Genomic DNA, 22,976 nt, shown 5'->3' with positions numbered 1-22,976 from the left:
AGGGGCGTTCCGGCGGAACGGTTTACATTTGGGTCCAGATTTGTGAGCCTGAGTCCCATTCGAGCGAGCCACCCGCGTGAGACGCGGCCTCGACAAACTCACCCTCTCCCGAAAGGACAATCGTCATGACCCAGGCAAAGCCGGGCGATACCCTGCATATTCACTACAAAGGGACGCTGGACGACGGCTCCGTTTTTGACAGTTCGGAGGGGCGCGATCCGCTGACCTTCGAACTGGGGGCGGGGCAAATCATTCCCGGTCTCGAGGCCGGGCTGAACGGCATGGCCGTCGGCGAAACGCGCACCGTGCGTGTCGAACCGGCGGAGGCTTATGGCGACCACGACCCCGCCCGGATGCAGGCGGTGGACCGCGCCAGCGTGCCCGACGATATTCCGACCGACCCGGGCACGCAGCTGCAGGTGCAGACCCAGGACGGTCAGGCGCTGAACGTCACTGTGGCCGAGGTGACAGAGACCGAGATCGTCCTGGATGCGAACCATCCGCTGGCCGGAAAGGCGCTGACCTTCGACGTGGAACTCCTTGAAATCGCCTGAGGTCTTTGTCCCGGTCGGCTCTATCGACTGACCGGGACGGCATCGACCATGCGGGGGCTTTCGGAAAGCCTGACAAAATCAATCAACTAATTGATTTTGTTGCGATTTCTGTTGACCTCGACCGACGGATTGCCTAAGTCGAATGCAGATAGCAAGCCAGCAATCGCCAGCCAGCCATCCAAATCAGAAAGAGCCGCAGCGCACGTCGCCTGCGGCTCTTTCTCTATGTCCCGCTCCCCGAGCTCGGCTGAAGGCATCGCTGGAGTCGCCCAAGGGTAGGGCGCATCAATGCGCGCCGGAGGTCTTGCCGCCAAACATACCCTTCGCAGCGGACACCAGCGGGATCAGCGCCGCCCCGACGGCGAGGCCCAGCACACCATCCAGGAATGCAGTCACCGTCCATTCCACTGCGCCGGCCATCTCTCCGGCGCCATTGGCGAGGCCGACCGCGATGTCGTGAATTGCGTCATAGGGCAGGTGCCAGCCCAGTTCGTGCAGCCCATGAACGAGGATAGACCCGCCGACCCAGATCATCGCGGCGGTGCCGACGATGATGAGGAGCTGCATGAAATATGGCATGCCCTGCACGATCCAGAGGCCGAGTTTGCGCGTCAGGCCGAACCGCCCGTGATCGGCCATGGCAAGGCCGAGGTCATCCATCTTCACGATCAGCGCCACGGCACCGTAGACGGCGAGGGTGATGAGGATACCGGCCACGCCAAGCGCTGCGGCCTCCAGCCAGATCGGCTGGCCTTCGGGCAATGCGGAAAGGACGATCGTCATGATCTCCGCCGAGAGGATGAAATCGGTCTTGATCGCGCCCTTGATCTTTTGTTCCTCGAGGTGCGCGCCCTCGACGACCTTCTTTGCGACCGCCTCCGCCTGGTCATGGTGTTTGGGCGACAGGACGTGCCAGACCTTCTCCGCCCCCTCGAAACACAGGTAGCAGCCGCCCAGCATCAGCAGCGGATAGATAAGGATCGGCAGGAAGGTCGACAACAACAGCGCAATCGGCAACAGGATGACGATCTTGTTGAAAAGCGACCCGCGGGCGATCCTCCAGACAATGGGCAATTCGCGGCTGGCTTCGAAGCCGTGCAGGTACTTCGGCGTCACAGCGGCGTCGTCGATGACCGCGCCCGCGGCCTTGGTGGAGGCTTTGACCGCCTGCCCCATCACATCATCCACCGAGGCGGCAGCCACTTTTGCGATGGCTGCCACGTCGTCGAGAAGGGCGAGAAGTCCGCTCATGATGTCTCCTGTTCTGTCGGGGACAACTTAGGGGATCTGGCGGGGTTGGGAAGGGGGTCGCTTGGAAAGCGGGTCATCGACGTTGGTGTCCTGTCGTCATCGGGCGTGACATGGGGCATCTTAGGCCACGAGTGGCGGGAGGTCCCCGGATCAAGTCCGGGGATGACGTGGTGTGGACCGGGGCGGGCGTCCGCAGGCGCGCGAGTTATGACAACACAGGACAAACCTCTGAATTTATGCCCTAATGCCCCGAAAAGGGGACGGTATATGAAACACGGCTATGACGGCGGGCGGCTCAATCTGCCCTTTGTGGGGATCTGCACCTTTGGCAAATACCCCTATGTCGAGGATTGGGATACGATCGACGCAGATGTGGCGGTTCTGGGCGCACCGCTGGATATGGGGAGCCAGTGGCGCTCCGGCGCGAGGATGGGTCCGAGGGCGATACGCGAGGCCTCGACCTTGTTTTCCTTCGGTCACGCGGGGGCTTATGACCATGAGGATGACGTGACCTATCTCGATCCGGATCACGTCACCATCGTCGATATCGGGGACGCGGACATCGTCCATACGGACACGGTGAAAAGCCACGAGAACATCGAACTCGGGGTGCGCAAGATACTGGCCTCCGGCGCCCTGCCGGTGGTGCTGGGCGGCGATCATTCGGTGAATATCCCCTGTATCAACGCGTTTGACGGCGAAGAGCCGTTCCACCTGATCCAGATCGACGCGCATCTGGATTTCGTCGATGAACGCCACGGGGTCCGCTATGGCCACGGCAACCCGATGCGGCGGGCGGCAGAGAAGCCCTGGGTGACCGGGTTGACCCAGATCGGCATCCGCAATGTCTCCTCCACCGCCAGGGACGGGTATGAGGCCGCGCGCGGGATGGGGTCGGATATCCTGTCGGTCCGGCAAGCGCGGGTGCTGGGGGTCGAGGGGCTGCTGGCGCGTATTCCTGCGGGAGAACGGTATTACCTGACCATCGACATCGACGCCTTCGATCCCTCCATCGCGCCGGGGACGGGCACGCCCAGCCATGGCGGGTTCCTCTATTACGAGGTGCTGGAATTGATCGACGGGCTTGCGCAGCGCGGAGAGATCGTCGGGCTCGATCTGGTGGAGGTCGCCCCGGATCACGATCCGGCCGGTGTGACCTCGATCCTGGCGGCACAGCTGCTGATGAACGTGATCGGGCGGGTGCTGCATCATCGCGACATGTGACTGGCCAGACAATTAACTTACCGGTCGGTTGACTGGCGGGCGGTGCGGATGCATGCTCGGCGCATCTTTCAGGGAGGAAACGATGACCGACTGGCCCGCACAACGGCTTCTGCCGCCTGACCCCAAGAATTACACCCCCGAGCAGCAGAAGGCGCATGACGCCTTTGTCGCCAGCCCGCGGGGGCGGGTGGTTGGCCCGCTCGCCTTATGGCTCCACCGGGCCGAATTGGCCCAGGCGACCGAAAAGCTGGGCAGCTACCTGCGGTTCTCGACCACGCTCGGGCCAAAGCTGACGGAGTTGGCGATCATCACGACAGCCAAGGTTTGGGGCTCGGAATTCGAGTGGTACGCGCACAAGCCGCTGGCGATCAAAGGGGGGCTGTCGGAAGAGGTGGTGGAGGCCATCCGCACCGGCGCGGAACCGCCCTATGCCGATGACGAGGAACGCGCTGTCCATCGCTTCGCCTACGAGGCGGCGATGGAACGACAGGTCAGTGATGAACTCTACCAAAGCACAATCGACACCATCGGCAAGGACCGTCTGGTCGATCTGGTGGCGCTGATCGGCTATTACGGGTTCGTTTCGCTGACGCTCAACACCTTCCGCATCCTGCCGCCCGCCGACGCCCCGCGCGAATTTGGCTGAAGCGGAATTGCGACACTCGCCCGCCAGTGATGCGGGCGGCCTTGGCGCGGGGCGGGCGGGGGAGTATTCCGGGGCAGACCTCCTGATCCGGACCCGCCATGCGCCGCCTGTTCCTTGCCCTGCTGCTGACCCTGACCGCCGCATCTGTCCAGGCTGAAGGCTGGTCGCGGATCGGCCATGGGCGGCTGACGGTCAATGACCTTTTTGGCGACCGGATCGACCGCTGGCGCACGGGATCCGTCGCCGCCAGCTATGTCTTCGGGCCGGAGTGGACCGGGCGCTTGCCCGCCATGCCCGGCCAGATCCTCGAATTCCGCATCCTGGGCGAAGTCATCGCGCCAGTCCGACTGGACCTGCCCTGGGCCATGGACCGGCCCTATTCGCAGGCTCTCTCGCTTGGTCTGCATACACATTTCGACCGGGGTGGCTGGCAGATGGCGCTTGGCGCGGATGCGGTGATCACCGGGCCGCAGACGGGGCTGTCGGATTTCCAGATGTTCCTGCATCGGATCACACGGTTCGATCACATGCTGCATCCTGCCGTGGCGGCGGCGCAGACCCCGAACGGGGTGCATGGCTCCGGCGTCTTCGAGATCGGGCGGGAGCTCGGTCTGGGCGCGGCGGTGCTGCGCCCCTATGCCGAGCTGCGCGTGGGGGTCGAGGACCTGGCTCGTATCGGCTTCGACCTGTCCTTCGGTCCCGTCGGGCGGGGGGAGCTGCTGGTGCGCGATCCGGTCACCGGGCATCGCTACCGGACCATCACGCGACGGGACCAGGGGATGAGCCTCGTCGTCGGGGCCGATGTCGCCAAGGTCTGGGAAAGCCTGCATCTGCCCGCCGCGACCAATACGCTGACGGAGGCGCGCTACCGGCTGCGCGGAGGGATTCATTGGCAGGGCAAAAAATGGGCCGGTTTCTACGGGCTGACCTGGCTGGGTCCAGAATTTGTCGGACAGAGCGAAGGCCAGCTGGTCGGCGCGCTTCGCCTTCAGGTCCGGTTCTGAGCGTCTGGCGAGCCGGGCTTCCGCAATTGGCCGGAGTCTGATAACCTCTCTGCAATAGGATCGGTCGTATAAGGCCGACCAGTCAGAAGACGAGAACACCCGCAAAGCGGGGAAGGCAGAGAACAGGCATGGGCACGGGCTTCAAAGGCACGTTTGTCATCTCCTGGTCGCAGGCAGAGCTGGATGGGCTGACCGCCCCCCGGCTTTCGGCACTTCGCATCGGGGCCGTCTGGTCCTGGCGCGGCGAGGCCGTCCGGGTGGACGGTCCGAACGATGTGCTGATGCTCGACCAGGCAGAGACGGAACGCAACATTCGGCGCAGGGCGGCACGCATCGTGCGACGCCTTGTTGGGGCAGCACTGGATCAGGGCAAGGCGCCTGGTCCCGGACTTCAGCACACGACCGATTTGGATGATCCGCTGGTGGATGGTGGATTTGTCCTGACGGATGGGCGCAAGAGCTATTCCGCGACGATCATCACGGTGGCGGGCGCGGCCCCGCTGATCATGTTCGTCGATGAGTTGCCCCCGGCGGGGCGGGACTACTGGATCGTGCAGGTCTCCGACCTGACGGCGCTTATCGCGCCGGGAAAGCCCGGGGGCGGGGTCATCTGTTTCACCCCCGGAACCCGCATCGCAACGCCCTATGGCGCTGTGCCGGTGGAGGAACTGCGCGAAGGCGACAAGGTCCTGACCAAGGACAACGGTCCGCAGGAAATCCTCTGGACCGGGGCGCGGCGCATGTCCGGCGCGCGTCTCTACACCACGCCGGAGCTGCGGCCGATCCGGATCAGGGCGGGTGCCTTCGGCCTCGACCGTCCGGATGCGACGCTGCTGGTCTCTCCGGAACATCGGCTGGTGGTCAAGGGGCGGGTGGCGCAGGCGCTGTTCAACACGCCCGAAGTGCTGGTCATGGCCCGCGATCTGATCGACGGCGGGTCGGTGCGCCAGGACATGCGGTTGAAGGAAGTGGTCTATGTACATCTGTTGCTGGAAACGCATCAGGTGATCTGGGCCAACAGCGTCGAATGCGAAAGCTTTCACCCGGCCAATGCGGCCCTCTCGGCGCTGACGGAGAACGATCGCGCACGGCTGCTTGGCGGCATTCCGGATTTGGCCGTCGACCCGATGGCCTATGGCGATTTCGCGCGTCGCAACCTGTCCAGGCCCGAGGCGGCGATCATGCGGCATGACGCGGCCTGAGCGGCTGCAGGGCGTCTTCTGTCGCGAATTTTGCTGCGGCGCTGGCCGTGTAGGGCCTAGGGGGAAGCGCCCGCATGCAGCCAGCAGACCGGCCTGTTGACTCCCCTCCGGCGATCTGTATAAGCCGTCCATCCCCGCCTTCCCGGCGGGGTCTTCATTGGTGTTGGTGGCCCCCGCAAGGGGATGCCTGTCGGGACAAGGCCGGGACATGATCCGGGTCGCGTGCCAAAGGACAACGCCCTTTCAGTCCGAGGCTGATCCGGCCCGGGCCCGCGAGACGGAGATCGAAGGCGTCGCAGAGGCGTCCGAGACCCGAAAAGTGGGAACCGGTTTTCGGAAAAGTCGAGGAGCCAAAGTAGAAAGGAGATCAGACCGTGACCAAACGCACGTCTGCCAAGTACAAAATCGACCGCCGGATGGGCGAAAACATCTGGGGTCGTCCGAAATCCCCGGTCAACCGTCGTGAATACGGCCCCGGCCAGCACGGCCAGCGCCGCAAGGGCAAAATGTCCGACTTCGGCCTGCAGCTGCGCGCCAAGCAGAAGCTGAAAGGCTACTACGGCGACCTGACCGAAAAGCAGTTCAAGCGCATCTACGGCGACGCCGCCCGCGTGAAGGGTGACACCGGCGAGAACCTGATCGGCCTGCTGGAGCGTCGTCTCGACGCCGTCGTCTACCGCGCCAAGTTCGTTCCGACCGTCTTTGCCGCGCGTCAGTTCGTGAACCACGGCCACGTCCTGGTGAACGGCAAGCGCGTCAACATCCCCTCCTACCGCGTGAAAGAGGGTGACGTGATCGAGGTCCGTGAGAAGTCCAAGCAGATGGCGCTGGTTCTCGAAGCGGCGCAGCTGCCGGAGCGCGACGTTCCCGACTACCTCGAGGTCGACCACTCCAAGATGACCGCGACCTTCGTGCGGACCCCGGGTCTGTCCGATGTGCCCTATCCGGTCATGATGGAACCGAACCTCGTGATCGAATACTACGCTCAGAACTGATCTTACAGATCAGCGAGAGGGACAGGAGGCCGCGCCGCAGGGTGCGGCCTTTTTCATTCGAGACCTGCCATGCGGCAGGTCTGCCTCCGGCGGGGATATTTGGGGCAAAAAGAAAGGTGCGTGGGTGCGGGGACACTTTCCCTTGCCCCCGGCGGCCAAAGGTTGCATGGACGCGCCCGCGTGGGGCCCTATGCTTCACCCCCGACGCCGCCAGACAGGAGAGCCTCATGACCCATCCCGTTTACGCCCGTATCGACGGCCCCATCATCCTGATCGGTTTCGGCTCGATCGGGCGCGGCACGCTGCCGTTGATCGAACGTCACTTCGACTTCGACCGCGAGAAGCTGGTGATCGTCGAGCCGAACGAGGCGCTGTCCGGGGATATTGCGAAAACCGGGTATCGGCATGTGGCGGAGGCGCTGACGCCGGACAATTACCGCGATCTGCTGGGCGGGCTGTTCGAGCCGGGCACGGGGTTCGTCGTCAACCTGTCGGTCGACACGTCCTCGCTCGACCTGATGCGGTTCTGTCGCGAGCAGGGGGTGCTCTATATCGACACGGTGGTCGAGCCCTGGGCGGGGTATTACTTCGGCACCGACGACAATGCCGATCGCACGAATTATGCCCTGCGGCAAAGGGTGCGCGACGAAAAGGTGGCCAATCCGGGCGGCACGACCGCGGTTTCCTGCTGTGGGGCCAACCCCGGGATGGTGTCCTGGTTCGTCAAGGATGCGCTGCTGATGCTGGCGCGGGACACCGGGGTGGAGGCCGACCCGAAGAGCCGCGAGGACTGGGCCGCGTTGATGCAGCAGTTGGGCGTCAAGGGCGTGCATATCGCCGAGCGGGACACGCAGGTGCGCACCGAACCGCGCCAGCCGGGGCATTTCGTCAACACCTGGTCGGTCGAGGGCTTCATCGCCGAAGGGTTCCAGCCGGCGGAGCTGGGTTGGGGCACGGCGGAGTCGTGGATGCCGGAGAACGCGCATTCGCATGACGAGGGCTGCCAGGCGGCGATCTGGCTGGAACAGCCCGGTGCCGCGACCCGGGTGCGGACATGGTGCCCCACGCCAGGGCCGCAGTTCGGCTTTCTGGTGACCCATAACGAGGCAATTTCGATTGCCGATTACTACACCGTCGGCGCGGCGGAGGCGCCGGAGTTCCGCCCGACCTGCCACTACGCTTACCACCCCTGCGACGATGCGGTGTTGTCCCTGCACGAGATGTTCGGGTCCAACCAGATCCAGGATGTTCATTACATTCTGGATGTGAACGAGATCGAGCCGGGCGGCATCGACGAGTTGGGCGTGCTGCTCTACGGGCATGATAAGAACGCGCTCTGGTACGGGTCGCGCCTGTCGAATGATGAGACGAAGGAGCTTGCGCCGGATCAGAACGCGACCGGGCTTCAGGTGACCTCGGCGGTTCTGGCGGGCATGGTCTGGGCGCTGGAGAACCCCCAGGCCGGGATCGTCGAGACGGATGAGATGGACCACAAGCGGTGCCTGGAGGTGCAGACCCCCTACCTCGGCCCGGTGGAGGGGCACTACACCGACTGGACGCCGCTGACCGACCGGCAGACCCAGTTCCCCGAAGATCTGGACGAGGACAATCCCTGGGCCTTTCGCAACGTGCTGGAACGGCTGGCCTGAAGGTCAGTTGCGCAGACTATCGCGGTATTCGGTCGGGGTCAGCCCGACCAGATCGCGAAAGGCGGCGTTGAAGGCCGAGAGGGAGGTGTAGCCGGTCGCAAAGGCGATGTCGGTGACGCTGTCGCGCGTGGTGACCAGACCCTCAATGGCGCAGAGGATACGCATCAGGCGGAGGTTCGCGCTCCACGTCATGCCGGTTTCGGCGTGAATGCGGCGGGCGAGGGTGCGTTCGGTCACATTCAGGTGCTGCGCCAGATTGGCGAAGGTGGGTGCTTCGGCCAGGGTCGCTTCGGTCCGGTCCAGGGCATGGCGCACCAGATCGCTCTCCCCTGTCGGTCGCGAGGCTGGGGACGGGGCGCGGGCCAGCCGCAGGATCGTGTGATAGAGGGTTTCGAAAAGTCTCAGGTCGTGATCGTCGCGCGGGCCCTCGGTGCAGGAGCGCAGTTCGTCCAGCAGCGCGCGGGCGAGGGGGGAGAGGTCGAAGACCGCCAACGGGTCGTCCGGCGCGGTGGTCCAGCCGGTGTCGAAGAGGACCGAGAGGGCGGTCACCGGGCCAGGCAACCAGAAGGTCACGGGCTGACCGGCGGCGATCAGGGCCGCGCGGGCGGGCGGCAGGCTCCACCGTCGGCCTTCGGCCTCCAGTTTCAGCAGGCCGCCGCGGGCATAGAGCAAATAGTGCCGGTCGTCGGAAAAGGGGATCGGCCCCCCGGCCGGAAAGTCGCCGTGGATCACGATGGCCTTCGGGCCATGTGGGGGCAGATCGGTCATGGGCGTCGAATTTCGTCCGGGTTCGCGCGGTCAGTCTACCGCGCGTGGGCCATTGGTCCAGCGTCGGCTCAGCCAGTGATGGTGGCGTCCTCCTCGGCGCGCAGGCGCAGGCTGACCGGTGGTCCGGACATCAGGGCGCGCAGCGCGCCACCCATCTCCTTGAAGAGGTCGGAGGCGGCATAGGCGTCAAAACCCGCCTTGTCGGTCCAGCGGTGCAGGATCACCACCCGATCAGTGTTTTCGGCATCGGTCAGGGCGCGGTAGTCAAGGTTGCCGGGCATGGCACGGGCCTGGGCACAATCGCGGGCCAGGATCGTTGCGGCGGCGTCCCGGTCCGTGACGGGGAAGTCTACGAGGGCGAGGTACATCCGGGTCTCCTTTGTTTTGGATAGGGGGAGTTTCGCGGGGGATCGCCTGTCTGTCCGTCGAGTGGGGGACATTTTTGCGCGCACACCGGACAAATGCGCGCCCGCGCCACAGTTAGGGCTGCGGCGCAGGGCGCTCTGGTCTTGGCCCGCGTGCCAAGCTATGAGGGCCCGTGGATAGAGGTGTGACCGACATGACCGATCAGATCAGGCCGCAGCCCGGGATCATGGATATCGAGCTCTACGTAGGTGGGGCGTCCAAGGTCGAGGGCGTGGGCGAGGTGGTGAAACTCTCGTCGAACGAGAACCCCTATGGCGCCGGCGAAGCCGCGCGCGAGGCCTATGGCCGCGCCGTCTATGACCTGCATCGCTATCCCTCCACCGACCACGCGGAGCTGCGGGAGGCGATCGGCGCCCAGCACGGGCTGGACCCGGCGCGGATCATCTGCGGGGTCGGGTCGGACGAGATCCTGACCCTGGTGGCCCAGGCCTATGTCGGACCTGGGGACGAAGTGATCTATACCGAGCACGGGTTTTCAATGTATCCGATCATCGCCAAGATGGTCGGCGCAACCCCAGTCAAGGTGGCGGAGCGGGAGCGGGTCGTGGATGTGGATGCGATCCTGGACGCCTGCACCGACAAGACGCGCATCGTCTTTATTGCCAACCCGGCCAATCCGACAGGCACGATGATCGGCGGCAATGCGGTGGCGCGGCTTGCGTCGGGTCTGCCGGAGCAGTGCATTCTGGTTCTGGACGGGGCCTATGCCGAATTTGTCGAAGGCTATGATGGCGGGGCGCGGCTGGTGGATCGTCAGCCGAATGTCGTGATGACGCGGACCTTTTCCAAGATCTACGGATTGGGTGGGCTGCGGATCGGATGGGGCTATGCCCAGCAGGAGATCATCGACGTGCTGAACCGTGTCCGTCAGCCCTTCAACCTGTCGAATACCCAGCTTGCGGTGGCCGAGGCTGCGATGAAGGATCAGGCGCATGTGACCCGCACGCGGGAGGCCAATTCGCGTCTGCGCGCCTGGCTGGCCGAAGCGCTGGCGGAACATGGGGTGCCCTCGGATACCTCCTGCGCGAATTTCATCCTGGCGCGGTTTGCCGATGCGGATGAGGCCCAGGCCTGCGACGCCTATCTGAAATCCCAGGGGCTGATCGTGCGGCAGACGGCGGGTTATGGGCTGGCGCATTGCCTGCGCATCACCATCGGCGATGAAAGCGCCTGTCGGCAGGTGGCCCATGCCATTGGTCGCTTCAAGGAGGGCGCGCGATGAGCCATGTCTATGATCGTGTTGCGCTGATCGGGCTGGGTCTGATCGCATCGTCGATGTACTGGGCGATGAAGCGGTCCGGACTGGCGGGCGAGGTTACCGGATATGCCCGGTCCGAGGCGACGCGTGACACTGCCCGGCGGATCGGCCTGTGTGACCGGGTCTGCGATAGCGTGGCCGAAGCTGTCCAGGGGGCCGATCTGGTCGTTCTCTGTGTGCCCGTGGGGGCCATGGGGGCGGTGGCGGCGGAAATGGCGCCGCATCTGAAGCCGGGTGCGACGGTGTCGGATGTCGGGTCGGTCAAGCGCGCGGTGATCGAGGCCGTGGCGCCGCATATCCCTGAGGGCGTGCATTTTATCCCTGCGCACCCGCTGGCCGGGACAGAGCATTCCGGCCCCGAAAGCGGATTTGCGGAACTCTTCAACAACCGCTGGCTGCTGATCGTGCCCCCTGCAGAGCCCGCACCGGAGGCTTTGCAGAGGCTGCGCGCGCTCTGGGAAGGGACGGGCGCCTATGTGGAGGTGATGGATCCCGACCACCATGATCTGGTTCTTGCCGTCACGTCGCATACGCCGCACCTCATCGCCTATACGATGGTCGGTGTGGCGGATGACCTGCGCCGGGTGACCGACAGCGAGGTCATCAAGTATTCCGCCGCCGGGTTCCGGGATTTCACCCGGATCGCGGCCTCCGATCCGACGATGTGGCGGGATGTCTTCCTGACCAACAAGGATGCGACGCTGGAGATCCTCGGGCGCTTCACGGAGGAGCTGTTCGCGCTGCAGCGGGCGATTCGGACGGGTGATGGGGAGCAGCTGTTCGACTATTTCACCCGGACCCGCGCGATCCGGCGCGGCATTATCGAAGCCGGGCAGGATACGGATGCGCCGGACTTCGGCCGGGTCAAGGGCACCCGGTGAGAGGGGCGGCGGTCCTCGTCCTGTGTTTGGTCCTGACAGGCCAGGCCGTGGCAGAGCCGCCGAAATCTTCGCTGCGCCCTGTCGCGCGGGGGGAGGCTTCGTCACCCGCTGCGGGCGTTGTGGGCGAGGTGGTGCGCCCCTCCGATGTGCCCGCCCGGCCCGAAAGCTATGGTGTCACGCCGGAGGAACCCCCGCGCAAGACACTTCGGTTGCTGGGGGCGCTGCGGCCCAAGGCGCGCGGCACTGAGGTCGAACGGCAGGCCCGCGCCAATGCCGCCGCACGTGCCAAGGGCGCCATCTGTGGTGATGATGCCATTCAGGGGGTCTCCATCGGTCGGGTGCCGGGCAAAATCAGCGGCTGCGGGATCGACAATGCCGTCAGGGTCCGTTCGGTCAGCGGAGTTGCCTTGTCGACCCATGCGGTCATGGATTGCACGACGGCCAGGGCGCTCAAGAATTGGGTGGACCGAGGCCTGAAACCGGCGGTGCGGCGCGGCGGCGGGGTCAGCCAGATCCGCGTCGTCGCGCATTACGCCTGCAGGACGCGGAACAATCAGAAGGGCGCGCGGATTTCCGAGCACGGCAAGGGACGGGCGATAGATATCGCCGGGTTCACGCTGCGCGACGGGGCCAAGGTTTCCGTGCTGGAGGATTGGAGCGGGTCGAAACACTCCAAGGCGCTGCGCAGCATGCATGGCGCGGCCTGCGGGCCCTTCGGAACCGTGCTGGGGCCCAATGCCAACCGCTTTCACCGCGATCACTTCCACTTTGACACGGCGCGCTACCGGTCGGGCACCTACTGCAAGTAGGCCCGGGGGCCTATTGCAGGTAGATGTAGGGGGCCGGGCCGATCGGAACAAAACCGATATAGGTCAGGCCGTCTTCGAAGGTCAGTTCCACGTCGATGGAGTTGGGGTTGCCAGCCGATTTCGCCGCCAGATCCAGCACCGTGCGGGTGGCCGCCGCGGCGCTGTCGGTCAGCGCGCCCGAGGCACGGGCGATCTCCAGCAGGTCCTGCCAGTGCACGGCCTGCAATGACACCTTGCCGGAGGGTCGGCCGCGTGCGTCGATCTCCACCCGGCCCTTGGCCTGAAGCTCCATCACGCCCCATTCGGCCCGCATGTTCGTCAGGTCGATGCCGACAGGTTGCGGTCGGCTGTCTTCGAGCGCGGTGATATCCCAAGGCCGATCAAAGACCACCGTGGCATCCAGCCGGGCCATCTGGAGCGTTTCCGGCAGGGCCTGATTGCCCAGCCAGGCCTGCAGAAGCGGGGCGGGGGGCGACAGGTTGCGGCCGTCGAGGCCCAGGCGATAGCTGGCCTCGCCCGTCCGTTCGGCAGCCAGGTGCAGCTCTTCCAGGCTGCCGGTGTCAGCGCCGCTGAAGGCGATGTCGTGGCCTTCCAGGACCATGCGCTCCAACTCCAGCGCCGTCCCGGGGTTGAGGCGGAGGGAGGCGCGCAGCCGGTCGGAGGTGATGTCCAGCTTGTCGAGCGGGGTGGCCACCTGCATCTCGGACGGCCAGGCGGCGATGACATGGTTGGGCTGGTAAGACAGGGCGAGAAGCTGGAACCGCGGCAGGGTCCAGGCGATGCCGGTGTCCGGATCGGCCAGGGTCATGTTCGTCCAGGTGGCGTCAAAGCGGTTGGGATAGCCCTGCACGGCCAGGTCGTCGTATTCCGCCACCCAGCCTTCGGCCCGGCGGGCGTCGAACCAGGCGGTGAGGCCGGATTTCACGCCGCTGGCCCCGATGATCCAGTAGCCGGACCATAGCAGCGCAACAGCAATCACGATGAAAAACAGACGTTTCAAACGCAGCCCCTTTTGATGTCCGTGCACGCTCGTTATAGGGCGGGCAAAGGAAAGGACCAGAGCCATGACGACATGGGTCTTCGCATATGGATCACTTGTCTGGAACCCGGAATTCAACCCCGCCGAACGCGTTTTGGCCACGCTGAGCGGGTATCGGCGGGCGTTTTGCATGTCCTCGATCCACCATCGCGGCAGCGAGGAGGAGCCGGGGCTGGTCCTGGCGCTGGATGCCGCGCAGGGCGTGGCCTGCCGGGGCATGGCGCTGAAACTGCCGGCGGAGGGCGAAGCGCCGATCCTGGCGGCCCTGCGGGAGCGGGAACTGGTGTCCTCGGCCTACCGCGAAGAGGTTCTGCCGCTGAGCCTGGCCGACGGTCGGCGGGTGGAGGCGCTGGCCTATGTGGTCGACCGCGAGCATCGTCAGTATTGCGGCGATCTGAGCCTCGAAACCCAGGCGGAGATCATTGCCCGCGCCATTGGCGGCAAGGGCCCGAACCGCGATTACCTGTGGCAGACGGCGTCCCATCTGGCAGAGCTGGGGATCGGCGACGCGGAACTGGACCAGCTTTCCGGGATGGTCCGTCGCATTGTGGATAATCGCTTGGCTTGAGATGTTAAACATCTTAGCCTGACGCCTACAAACCAAGTGTCGGGAGCCGTCCGAATGGACCAGCCGGACCGCGAGGCCGAGCCACAGTTTTCGCAACCTGTCCGCCAGGTGATCCTGATGCTGATCGCTTTGGGTCTGGCTGTGACGGCCGGTGTCTTTGTGGCGCCCAGTGTCTTGCCCATTTTCGAGGCCAACCCTTACCTCAACGGGCTGATCGGCTTTGTCTTTCTGGCGGGTCTCGTCGGCTGTTTCTGGCAGGTGGCGCAGCTTGTCGCCTCCGTCCGCTGGATCGAGGCTTTCGCGCGCGGAACGGTCGAAGCCGAAGGGCGACGCGCGCCGCAGTTGCTGGCGCCGCTGGCAACGCTGTTGCGGTCGCGGTCCAAGCGGATGCAGCTGTCGTCGGCCTCGTCCTCGTCAATCCTGGAATCCGTCGCGACCCGGATCGAGGAAGCGCGGGAGATCACCCGATATCTGGTCAACCTGCTGATTTTCCTGGGCCTTCTGGGGACGTTCTACGGGCTTGCCACGACCATTCCGGCGGTGGTGGACACAATCCGCAGCCTGACGCCACAGGAGGGCGAGGAGACACTGGATGTCTTCAACCGGCTGATGACCGGGCTGGAAAGCCAGTTGGGCGGGATGGGCGTGGCCTTCGGCTCCTCGCTTCTCGGGCTGACGGGGTCGCTGGTCGTGGGTCTGCTGGAGCTTTTTGCCGGCCATGGCCAGAACCGGTTTTACCGCGAACTGGAGGAATGGCTGTCGTCGATCACACGCCTCGGTCTGTCGACCGGCGAGGGCGAAGGCGGAACTGATATCCACGTCCTGTCCGGCATTGTCGAAGCGATGAATGACCAGATCGAGGCATTGCAGATCACCTTTGCCCAGTCGGATCTGAGCCGGGGGATGCTGGACGAGAAGTTGGCCAATGTCCTGGATACGATGGAGCGGTTGGCCTACCGGATGGGTGATCAGGGGCCGCTGAACGAAACCATGATGCGCGTGGCACAGGGGCAAGAGGCGCTGGTCAAGCAGATGCAGCACGACCTGTCGCAGGAGGAAAGCATCGACGCCGAAAGCCGGATGCGCCTGCGGTCGATCGACGTGCAACTGCTGCGCCTGCTGGAGGAGGTCTCGGCCGGTCGGCAGGAAACCATGGCGGAACTGCGCGCCGATCTCGCCGCGCTTGGCCGGGCGATTTCGGCGGGCGGCGGTTCGGGCGGCTTGTCCGGCGGACAATCCATGGTCCGCCGGATGCGTGGCGCGCCGCCGGAGCAGGAGGGCTGATCCATGCCCCTCTCCCGGCGCAAGGGCAATCGGTTCGAAGGCTCGATCTGGCCGGGCTATGTGGACGCGGTCACCGGCCTGCTGATGGTGCTGACCTTCGTGCTGACCATCTTCATGGTGGTGCAGTTCATCCTGCGTGAAACCATCTCTGGCCAGGAGACCGAGCTGGACCAGCTGACGGTGGAGATGTCGCAACTGTCCCGCGCGCTCGGTCTGGCGCAGGACCGGGCGGACCGGCTGGATGAGGAATTGGGCGAACGCAACCGGTCGCTAGAGGCGGCACGGGCGGACATCGACGCCGCGCAGGCGGAAATCGCGGCGCAGGCGTCTTTGATCGACACGCTGACGATCGCGCGGGCAGAGCAGGACGAAGCCCTGCAGGCGGCGCAGGCCCGGATCACCGATTTCGAGGCACAGGTCACCGCCCTGCTCGCGCAGCAGACCGAGACCCGGGCTGATCTGGAAGCGATGACGGCGGAGCGGGATACCCTGGTGTCGGATCGCGATGCCTTGCAACTGGCCCTGTCGCAGGCGCGGGAAGAGATCGACGCCGGAGTTGAAGAGGCCCGTCTGGCAGCTGCGCGGCGTGAGGCGCTGGAGGCGATGATCGCCGATCTGGAACGTCAGGCCGAGGAGGGCGCGGCGGAGCGCGGGTTGCTAAGTGACCGGGTGGCCGAGCTGGAAACCTCGCTGAGCGAGGAAGAGCAGGCCCGGCTGGCGGAGGCGGCAGCGGCGGAAGCCCTGCGCGAGAAGCTGAAATCGGCGGATGCAGAGCTGACCGCGATGACCTTGGCGCTGGAGGAGCAGCGCCGGAAGGCCGAAGAAACGCTGACCCTGTTGGCGGCGGCCGAGAAGGCCGAGGAAGATCTGGACCTGCGTCTGGCAGCGGCGCTGGCGCGGACCGAAGAGGCCTCCTCCGTCGAGGCTTTCCTGCGGGAACAGGTGGCGCAGCTGGAAGGAGATCTGGACAGCCGGGCGGGGGATCTGGAGGCGGCTTTGGCGCGGGTGACGGTATTGGAAGCCTCCTTGGCCGAGGCTGAATCCGACCGTCTGACGCTGCAGGAGCGCCTGACCGCAGCGCGGGGCGTGGAGGCCGAGGCCGAGGATCTGCGCGCCGACAAGGCGACCCTGCAGGCGCAACTGGAGGAAAGCCGCAGCAAAGCTGAAGCGGATGCGGCGGCGATCAGCGGGCTGGAGCAGCGGATCGCGGCGCTGGAAGCCCGGATGGCGCGCGCCGCCGAGGAGCGCGCGGCGGAGCGGGAGGCGGCGGAGCAGGAAAGCGCCTCGCTGCGTGAGCGGCTGGAGGCGGCCCTTTCCACCCGTGATGCGGAGGCTGTGGACCGCGATGAACTGAAACGGCGCCTTGCGGCGGCGCTGGCGGCCAAGCTGGAGGCGGAGCGCTCCCTGGAGGACAGCCTGTCAGAGGCAGAGCAACGCGCGGCGCTTCTGAGCCAGGCAAACCGTCAGTTAGAAGATGAACAGGCGGTGTCGGCAGCGGCGCAGCGTCAGACTGCGCTGCTGAACCAGCAGATTGCGCAGATGCGGACACAGTTGACCCGACTTCAGGCCCTGCTGGACGACTACAAGGCCCGCGATGCGGTGAACCAGGTGCAGATTCAGACCCTTGGCTCCGATCTGAACCAGGCGCTGGCGCAGAAGGCGGCAGAGGAACGGCGGCGGCGTCAACTGGAGGAAGCGGAGCGCAAGCGGTTGGAGGCCGAAGCCGAGCAGCTGCAGAAGTACAAGTCGGAGTTCTTTGGCCAGCTGCGCGATGTCTTCGCCGGGCAGCAGGGGGTGCAGATCGTCGGTGACCGCTTCGTCTTCTCCTCCGAAGTGCTCTTCGATCCCGGGTCTGCCGATCTGTCGGACGCGGGCCGGGCGCAGATCGCGTCGATTGCGGCCACGCTGCGCACCCTGGCGGACGAGATCCCGGACGAGATCGACTGGGTGCTGCGGGTGGACGGGCATACGGATGACGTGCCGCTGTCCGGTCAGGGGGAGTTCCGCGACAATTGGGAGCTGAGCCAGGGCCGCGCCCTGTCGGTCGTGCGCTACATGACGGATTTCCTGGGCTTCCCGCCTGGTCGTCTGGCGGCGAACGGGTTCGGTCAGTACCAGCCTATCGCAACCGGCGATACGCCGGAGGCGCGGGCGGCGAACCGGCGGATCGAGTTGAAATTCACCGAACGGTAACGCCTGCCGAGGGGCGCTATCGGATGTCGATTTCAACTGTCTTGCGGGAGATTTCCCTGCCGTCCCGGGTCAGCAGCACCGTGCCGGAATACAGCCCCGCCGTCAGTGGCGTGCGCAACCGCTTGCCCCCGGCACGGAAGAACATCGCCTGATCCTTCTCCAGCACCGGGTCGGCGTCGAAGACCCGGCCTTCGGGCCCGTCCACGATCAGTGTCATCCTGTCCCCGGTCTGCCCGCCGAAGGCAAAGCCCCAGAGGATCAGAGCGGGGGCGTCGCGCGGTATCTCCAGAGCCGCGGCCGTACCGGCCTTGACCGCATCATATTCCGGCACCTCGGTCGCGAACCCGGCGGAGAGGACGGCGCCCGGCTGATAGGGCAGGACATCGGCCCAGAGCGTGGCCCCATCCCCGGTGCCGCAGGTGGTGGCGTCTGCCCGGGGCGTGAACGGATCGACCGGCTGCCCCTTGTGGCGGAGAGAGATGTGGAGATGCGGGAACTGGCTGCGGCCGGAGAGGCCGACAAGACCAAGCGGGGTGCCTGCCTCGACCCTTTGTCCCGAGGAGACGCGCAGCGAGCCCTGGCGCATATGGCAATACTGGCTTTCCCAGCCATCCCCGTGATCCAGAACCACCCCATTGCCGCAGTCGCGACCGTCGATCCTTTCGTCCTCGGCAGGTGTATAGAAGCGGTCGATCATGCCGTCGCGAACGCCGCGCACTGTCCCGGCGGCGGCGGCGCGGACCTCGACGCCGTCGATCATCGCAGTGAGGGAGGGTAGGGCAAAATCCGTGCCCTTGTGGCCGTCGTAGCTGAGCCCGGCGCAGGTGTAATCCCGTGCGCCTGGCCCGGGATCGCGGTCCATGTAGTTCTGGATATAGCAGGTCTCGCCCGGGATGCAGTCGATCGGCAGGGCGAGGCTTGGCTCTGCCTGACTGGGCAGGGGAAGTGCTGACAGCAAAAGGGCGGGGACCAGCCCCGCCCTGTTGATCTGTTTCGTCATCAGTCCGCGGTCAGAAGCGGTGGCTTCTTGCTGGACAGGCGCGGGGTATCCGGCCCTTCGATCCGCAGATCGATCTTGCCGTCCTTGACGCCAACCTTGACCAGCCCGCCCTTGGAGAGTTTGCCAAACAGCAGTTCCTCCGCCAGCGGCTTCTTGATGTTCTCCTGGATCACGCGGCCCAGGGGGCGTGCGCCCATCTTGTCGTCGTAGCCCTTGTCGGCGAGCCATTCCGCGGCCGGGCGGGTCAGTTCGATGGTCACGTTGCGATCCATCAGCTGCGCTTCGAGTTGCAGCACGAACTTTTCGACGACCTGCAGGATGACGTCCTTGCCGAGCGGCGCGAAGGAGATGACCGCATCCAGACGGTTGCGGAATTCCGGGGTGAAGGTCCGCTCGATCGCGGCGGTATCCTCGCCCTCGCGGCGGTCGCGGCCGAAACCGATGGCGGCCTTGGCCTGTTCCGACGCGCCCGCGTTGGAGGTCATGATCAGGACCACGTTGCGGAAGTTCACCGTCCGGCCGTTATGGTCGGTCAGCTGGCCGTTATCCATTACCTGCAACAGGATGTTGTAGACGTCCGGGTGCGCCTTCTCGATCTCGTCCAGCAGGAGCACGCAATGCGGGTGCTGGTCGACGCCGTCGGTCAGAAGACCGCCCTGATCGAAGCCGACATAGCCCGGAGGCGCGCCGATGAGGCGGGAGACCGCGTGTTTCTCCATATACTCGGACATGTCGAAGCGCAGCAGCTCCACGCCGAGGCTGTCGGCCAGTTGCTTGGCGACCTCGGTTTTCCCGACACCGGTCGGACCGGCGAAGAGATAGTTGCCGATCGGCTTTTCCGGTTCGCGCAGGCCGGCACGGGCCAGCTTGATTGCCGAGGACAGGCTTTCGATCGCCATGTCCTGACCGAAGACAACGCGCTTGAGGGTGCGTTCCAGATCCTTGAGCACCTCCGCATCGTCCTTGGTGACGTTCTTCGGGGGGATGCGGGCGATCTTGGCGACGACGGCCTCGATCTCCTTGGTGCCGATGGTCTTGCGGCGCTTGCTTTCCGCGACCAGGTGCTGGGCTGCGCCTGCCTCGTCGATCACGTCGATGGCCTTGTCGGGCAGCTTGCGGTCGTTGATGTAGCGCGCGGAAAGCTCCACCGCCGTCTTGATCGCGTCGGCGGTGTAGCGGATGTTGTGGTGTTCCTCGAAATAGGGCTTGAGGCCCTGGAGGATCTTCACCGTATCATCCACGGAGGGTTCGTTCACGTCGATCTTCTGGAACCGGCGGCTGAGCGCGCGGTCCTTTTCGAAGTGCTGGCGGAACTCCTTGTAAGTGGTGGAGCCCATGCAGCGCAGCTTGCCGCCCTGAAGCGCGGGCTTCAGGAGGTTGGAGGCGTCCATGGCACCGCCGGAGGTCGCCCCGGCGCCGATCACCGTGTGGATCTCGTCGATGAACAGGACCGCATCTTCGTGATCCTCAAGCTCGGTCACGACAGCCTTCAGCCGTTCCTCGAAATCGCCGCGATAGCGGGTGCCCGCCAGCAGCGCGCCCATGTCGAGCGAATAGATCGTGGTGTTGGCCAGAACCGCCGGGGTTTCGCCCGAAACGATCTTGCGCGCCAGGCCTTCGGCAATCGCCGTCTTGCCGACGCCGGGATCACCGACGAGCAGCGGGTTGTTCTTCCGGCGGCGGCACAGCACCTGGATGCAGCGCTCGACCTCGTGTGCGCGGCCGATCAGCGGATCGACATCGCCGACGCGGGATTTCGCGTTCAGGTCGACACAGTACTTGGCCAGGGCGCTTTCCTTGCCGTCCCCTTCGGGGGCGGTGCTTGCAGCCTCTTCTGCCGCATCTTCGGGATTGTCGGAGCCGGTCACCGGTCGGCTTTCGCCAAAGGCCGGGTCCTTGGCCACGCCGTGGGCGATGAAGTTCACCGCGTCATAGCGCGTCATGTCCTGCTCCTGCAGGAAGTAGGCGGCGTTGCTTTCGCGTTCGGCGAAGATGGCGACCAGGACATTGGCGCCCGTCACCTCAGTCCGGCCGGAGGACTGGACGTGGATCGCGGCGCGCTGGATCACGCGCTGGAAGGCGGCGGTCGGCACGGCCTCGGAGCCGTCCACATCCGTTACGAGATTGGACAGGTCGTCCTCAACAAACTCCAGCAAAGTCTTGCGGAGGTCTTCGATATCGACCGAGCAGGCCTGCATCACGCGGGCGGCATCAGGTTCGTCGATTAGGGCCAGAAGCAGATGCTCCAGCGTTGCGAATTCATGGCGCCGCGCATTGGCCAGGGCCAGGGCAGCGTGGATTGCCTGTTCGAGCGTATTCGAGAATGAGGGCACTCGCATGCTCCTTTTGATTTGGGTTGGAGCGCGGGGTCAGGCCCCGGCGTCAACCATGGCCTCATAGTCTTAAAGTTTGGTCGATTATGGCCGGTCTTCAAGGGTTTTCTTGAAAAGACCGATCACATTTATCGACTTGACACTGATTGGGCCCGAGATTGTGGCGTTTCAGAACCGGTCCTTGCGGCCCCGGACCTCTGCAAAGACGGCTTCCGGGCTTGCGCCTTCCATGCCGACGGCCTTTTGCAGCTCTGCCGTGTTGCAGCGCAGGAAAGGGTTTGTTTCCAATTCCTCGGCCAGGGAGACGGGCACCGTGGCCTCGCCCCGCTCGCGCTGCGCCTTCACTTTCTCGGCCCGTTTCAGCAATGCGGGGTTGTCCGGCTCCAGCGACAGCGCGAATTTCATGTTGCCTAGCGTGTATTCATGGCCCGAGTAGATCATCGTCTCCGGCGGCAGGGCGGCGAGTTTCTGCATCGTGGCGTGCATCATTTCCATCGTGCCCTCAAAGACCCGGCCGCAGCCCCAGGCCATGAGGCTGTCGGCGGTGAAGATCGCGGCGGCATTGGGGAAATGAAAGGCCATATGGCCCAGGGTATGGCCGGGCACGTCGAGCGGGACGGTGTAGGCCTCGCCATTGCCGCCGTTCATGCCCTCGGTCAGCGCCATGTCGAGCGGGGGAAGCTTGTCCTCCTCCGCCTTGGGGCCCATGACCTTCAGCCCGTAGCGGTCGCGCAGCGCGGCGGTGCCTTCGGTGTGGTCGCCGTGATGGTGGGTGATCATCAGCACCCCGGGGGTCCAGCCCAGGCGGTCGGCGGTGGCGATGATCGGGGCGGCGTCAGGGGCGTCGATGATGCAGGTGCCGTCGGGCCCTTTGACGAGGTAGGCGTAGTTGTCTGCCCGGCAGGGGACGGTGACGATCTCCAAAGTCATGGCAAAATGCCTCCTCGTTGTTATCTTGCCCCCATGGAAACCCAGACGGGGGCCAAGTGCAATGCACCAGGACGTTCAGGATCTGCGCAATTTCTATTACCGGTCGACCCTGGGTCGGGCGGCCCAGGCGCGCGTCCGGGCGGAACTGCTGCGCCTGTGGCCCGAAGCGAAGGGGCAGACCGTGGCGGGCTTCGGCTTTGCGGTGCCCCTGCTGCGGCCCTATCTGGCGGATGCGCGGCGGGTGATCGGGCTGATGCCCGGGCCGCAGGGGGTCATGCCCTGGCCGCAGAACATGCCCAATATCTCGGTCCTGTGCGAGGAAACCGCCTGGCCGCTGGAAACCGGGCATGTGGACAAGCTGATCGTGATGCATGGGCTGGAGACATCGGAACGGCCCTCCGACCTGCTGGAGGAATGCTTTCGCGTGCTTGGCCCTGGCGGGCGGGCGGTCTTCATCGTGCCGCACCGGTCGGGGCTGTGGTCCCGGTCCGACAGGACACCGTTCGGGTTCGGCCGTCCTTACAGCCTGGGTCAGCTTGAGGCGCAATTGCGTCGGCATTCCTTCATGCCCGAACGCCATGTGCAGACGCTGTTCCAGCCGCCCTCGACCCGGCGGTTCTGGCGCAAGACCGGTCCGTTCTGGGAAAAGCTGGGCGGGCGGTTCGGGATGATCCTGTCAGGCGGCGTGCTGATCGTGGAGGCCTCCAAGCGCGTGCATATGCCAAGCGGACCGGGCGTGCGCGACAAGAAACCCGCCGGTCTCAAGGTGCTGGAGGGGCTGACCTCGCCGAAACCGACCGCGGAACCGGCGCGGAAGGTCTGAGGGTCAGAGGCTCGGCGTGAAGACCGGCGATGCGACTGTGTTGCGCCTTCGGAGAGGGCAGAATCTCCCAAATTGGCTCGGGCAGTGGGGGCGGGCGGGAACTGCCTCGAAAATGCTCGGCATCGAAAAAATGTGCATT

General features: G+C 65.2%; 21 protein-coding genes. 14 read left to right on the top strand and 7 right to left on the bottom strand.

Annotated elements, in window-relative coordinates:
* Positions 1-125 precede the first annotated feature (125 nt).
* On the top strand, positions 126-554 hold the full coding sequence (locus ACFC2Y_RS10300) for a peptidylprolyl isomerase (RefSeq protein ID WP_375174575.1): 429 nt from the start codon (positions 126-128) through the stop codon (positions 552-554).
* Between the two features lie 285 nt (positions 555-839).
* Here ACFC2Y_RS10300 and ACFC2Y_RS10295 read toward each other — a convergent pair whose 3' ends face one another.
* Complete coding sequence (locus ACFC2Y_RS10295; RefSeq protein WP_375174576.1) at positions 840-1,805, bottom strand: DUF808 domain-containing protein; 966 nt, start codon at positions 1,803-1,805, stop codon at positions 840-842.
* Between the two features lie 267 nt (positions 1,806-2,072).
* Between ACFC2Y_RS10295 and ACFC2Y_RS10290 the strand changes: the two genes are divergently transcribed.
* The 6 genes from ACFC2Y_RS10290 to ACFC2Y_RS10265 all read left to right on the top strand — a co-directional run bounded on the left by ACFC2Y_RS10290 (position 2,073) and on the right by ACFC2Y_RS10265 (position 8,525).
* Positions 2,073-3,029, top strand: coding sequence for an agmatinase (locus tag ACFC2Y_RS10290; protein WP_375174577.1), 957 nt, complete (start codon positions 2,073-2,075; stop codon positions 3,027-3,029).
* An 82-nt stretch (positions 3,030-3,111) separates the two neighbouring features.
* Positions 3,112-3,675: a carboxymuconolactone decarboxylase family protein gene (locus ACFC2Y_RS10285; RefSeq protein WP_375174578.1), complete on the top strand. Its 564-nt coding sequence runs from the start codon at positions 3,112-3,114 to the stop codon at positions 3,673-3,675.
* A 98-nt stretch (positions 3,676-3,773) separates the two neighbouring features.
* Positions 3,774-4,679 (top strand): DUF2219 domain-containing protein, encoded by a 906-nt coding sequence (locus ACFC2Y_RS10280; RefSeq protein WP_375174579.1) that lies wholly within the window; start codon positions 3,774-3,776, stop codon positions 4,677-4,679.
* Between the two features lie 128 nt (positions 4,680-4,807).
* Positions 4,808-5,881 (top strand): Hint domain-containing protein, encoded by a 1,074-nt coding sequence (locus ACFC2Y_RS10275; protein ID WP_375174580.1) that lies wholly within the window; start codon positions 4,808-4,810, stop codon positions 5,879-5,881.
* 374 nt (positions 5,882-6,255) lie between these two features.
* Positions 6,256-6,876 (top strand): 30S ribosomal protein S4, encoded by a 621-nt coding sequence (gene rpsD, locus ACFC2Y_RS10270; RefSeq protein ID WP_375174581.1) that lies wholly within the window; start codon positions 6,256-6,258, stop codon positions 6,874-6,876.
* 227 nt (positions 6,877-7,103) lie between these two features.
* Positions 7,104-8,525 (top strand): homospermidine synthase, encoded by a 1,422-nt coding sequence (locus ACFC2Y_RS10265; RefSeq protein ID WP_375174582.1) that lies wholly within the window; start codon positions 7,104-7,106, stop codon positions 8,523-8,525.
* A 3-nt stretch (positions 8,526-8,528) separates the two neighbouring features.
* Here the strand turns inward: ACFC2Y_RS10265 and ACFC2Y_RS10260 are convergent, their stop codons facing one another.
* Both ACFC2Y_RS10260 and ACFC2Y_RS10255 read right to left on the bottom strand, forming a co-directional pair.
* The gene (locus ACFC2Y_RS10260; protein ID WP_375174583.1) at positions 8,529-9,293 is read right to left on the bottom strand and encodes a helix-turn-helix domain-containing protein; all 765 of its coding nucleotides are present in this window, start codon (positions 9,291-9,293) and stop codon (positions 8,529-8,531) included.
* 68 nt (positions 9,294-9,361) lie between these two features.
* Entirely contained in the window at positions 9,362-9,661 is a 300-nt protein-coding gene (locus ACFC2Y_RS10255) for a putative quinol monooxygenase (RefSeq protein WP_375174584.1), read from the bottom strand.
* A gap of 191 nt (positions 9,662-9,852) precedes the next feature.
* On the opposite strand from ACFC2Y_RS10255, the gene hisC reads away from it, so the two are divergent.
* Genes hisC through ACFC2Y_RS10240 form a run of 3 tightly spaced genes read left to right on the top strand, consistent with a single transcriptional unit; the run spans position 9,853 to position 12,667 of the window.
* Positions 9,853-10,941 (top strand): histidinol-phosphate transaminase, encoded by a 1,089-nt coding sequence (gene hisC, locus ACFC2Y_RS10250; protein WP_375174585.1) that lies wholly within the window; start codon positions 9,853-9,855, stop codon positions 10,939-10,941.
* Positions 10,938-11,858 carry a prephenate/arogenate dehydrogenase family protein gene (locus ACFC2Y_RS10245; RefSeq protein ID WP_375174586.1) on the top strand — a complete coding sequence of 307 codons (921 nt, stop codon included), beginning with the start codon at positions 10,938-10,940 and terminating at the stop codon, positions 11,856-11,858. Before hisC ends, ACFC2Y_RS10245 begins: the two co-directional genes overlap by 4 nt.
* Positions 11,859-11,905: 47 nt before the next feature.
* Positions 11,906-12,667: an extensin family protein gene (locus tag ACFC2Y_RS10240; RefSeq protein ID WP_375174587.1), complete on the top strand. Its 762-nt coding sequence runs from the start codon at positions 11,906-11,908 to the stop codon at positions 12,665-12,667.
* A 10-nt stretch (positions 12,668-12,677) separates the two neighbouring features.
* On the opposite strand, the gene ACFC2Y_RS10235 is transcribed toward ACFC2Y_RS10240, so the two are convergent.
* Positions 12,678-13,667, bottom strand: coding sequence for a DUF2125 domain-containing protein (locus ACFC2Y_RS10235; RefSeq protein WP_375174588.1), 990 nt, complete (start codon positions 13,665-13,667; stop codon positions 12,678-12,680).
* A 64-nt stretch (positions 13,668-13,731) separates the two neighbouring features.
* Between ACFC2Y_RS10235 and ACFC2Y_RS10230 the strand changes: the two genes are divergently transcribed.
* From ACFC2Y_RS10230 to ACFC2Y_RS10220, 3 genes are read left to right on the top strand one after another with little or no spacing between them, the layout of a single operon-like run.
* The gene (locus ACFC2Y_RS10230) at positions 13,732-14,274 is read left to right on the top strand and encodes a gamma-glutamylcyclotransferase (RefSeq protein WP_375174589.1); all 543 of its coding nucleotides are present in this window, start codon (positions 13,732-13,734) and stop codon (positions 14,272-14,274) included.
* 54 nt (positions 14,275-14,328) lie between these two features.
* Positions 14,329-15,558 (top strand): biopolymer transporter ExbB, encoded by a 1,230-nt coding sequence (locus ACFC2Y_RS10225; protein ID WP_375174590.1) that lies wholly within the window; start codon positions 14,329-14,331, stop codon positions 15,556-15,558.
* Between the two features lie 3 nt (positions 15,559-15,561).
* Positions 15,562-17,751 (top strand): peptidoglycan -binding protein, encoded by a 2,190-nt coding sequence (locus tag ACFC2Y_RS10220; protein WP_375174591.1) that lies wholly within the window; start codon positions 15,562-15,564, stop codon positions 17,749-17,751.
* Positions 17,752-17,767: 16 nt separating this feature from the next.
* On the opposite strand, the gene ACFC2Y_RS10215 is transcribed toward ACFC2Y_RS10220, so the two are convergent.
* From ACFC2Y_RS10215 to gloB, 3 genes are all read right to left on the bottom strand, one after another.
* On the bottom strand, positions 17,768-18,751 hold the full coding sequence (locus ACFC2Y_RS10215) for a M23 family metallopeptidase (protein ID WP_375174592.1): 984 nt from the start codon (positions 18,749-18,751) through the stop codon (positions 17,768-17,770).
* The gene (gene clpA / locus ACFC2Y_RS10210; RefSeq protein WP_375174593.1) at positions 18,751-21,084 is read right to left on the bottom strand and encodes an ATP-dependent Clp protease ATP-binding subunit ClpA; all 2,334 of its coding nucleotides are present in this window, start codon (positions 21,082-21,084) and stop codon (positions 18,751-18,753) included. Before clpA ends, ACFC2Y_RS10215 begins: the two co-directional genes overlap by 1 nt.
* A 168-nt stretch (positions 21,085-21,252) precedes the next feature.
* On the bottom strand, positions 21,253-22,014 hold the full coding sequence (gene gloB, locus ACFC2Y_RS10205) for a hydroxyacylglutathione hydrolase (protein WP_375174594.1): 762 nt from the start codon (positions 22,012-22,014) through the stop codon (positions 21,253-21,255).
* 61 nt (positions 22,015-22,075) lie between these two features.
* Between gloB and ACFC2Y_RS10200 the strand changes: the two genes are divergently transcribed.
* Positions 22,076-22,837 (top strand): class I SAM-dependent methyltransferase, encoded by a 762-nt coding sequence (locus tag ACFC2Y_RS10200; RefSeq protein WP_375174595.1) that lies wholly within the window; start codon positions 22,076-22,078, stop codon positions 22,835-22,837.
* The last annotated feature ends 139 nt before the right edge of the window (positions 22,838-22,976 follow it).

This window comes from Pseudooceanicola sp. (assembly GCF_041987405.1).
GTDB lineage: Bacteria > Pseudomonadota > Alphaproteobacteria > Rhodobacterales > Rhodobacteraceae > Pseudooceanicola.
Note: the sequence above shows the minus strand (reverse complement) of the source record. Positions and strands in the feature narration are given on the sequence as shown.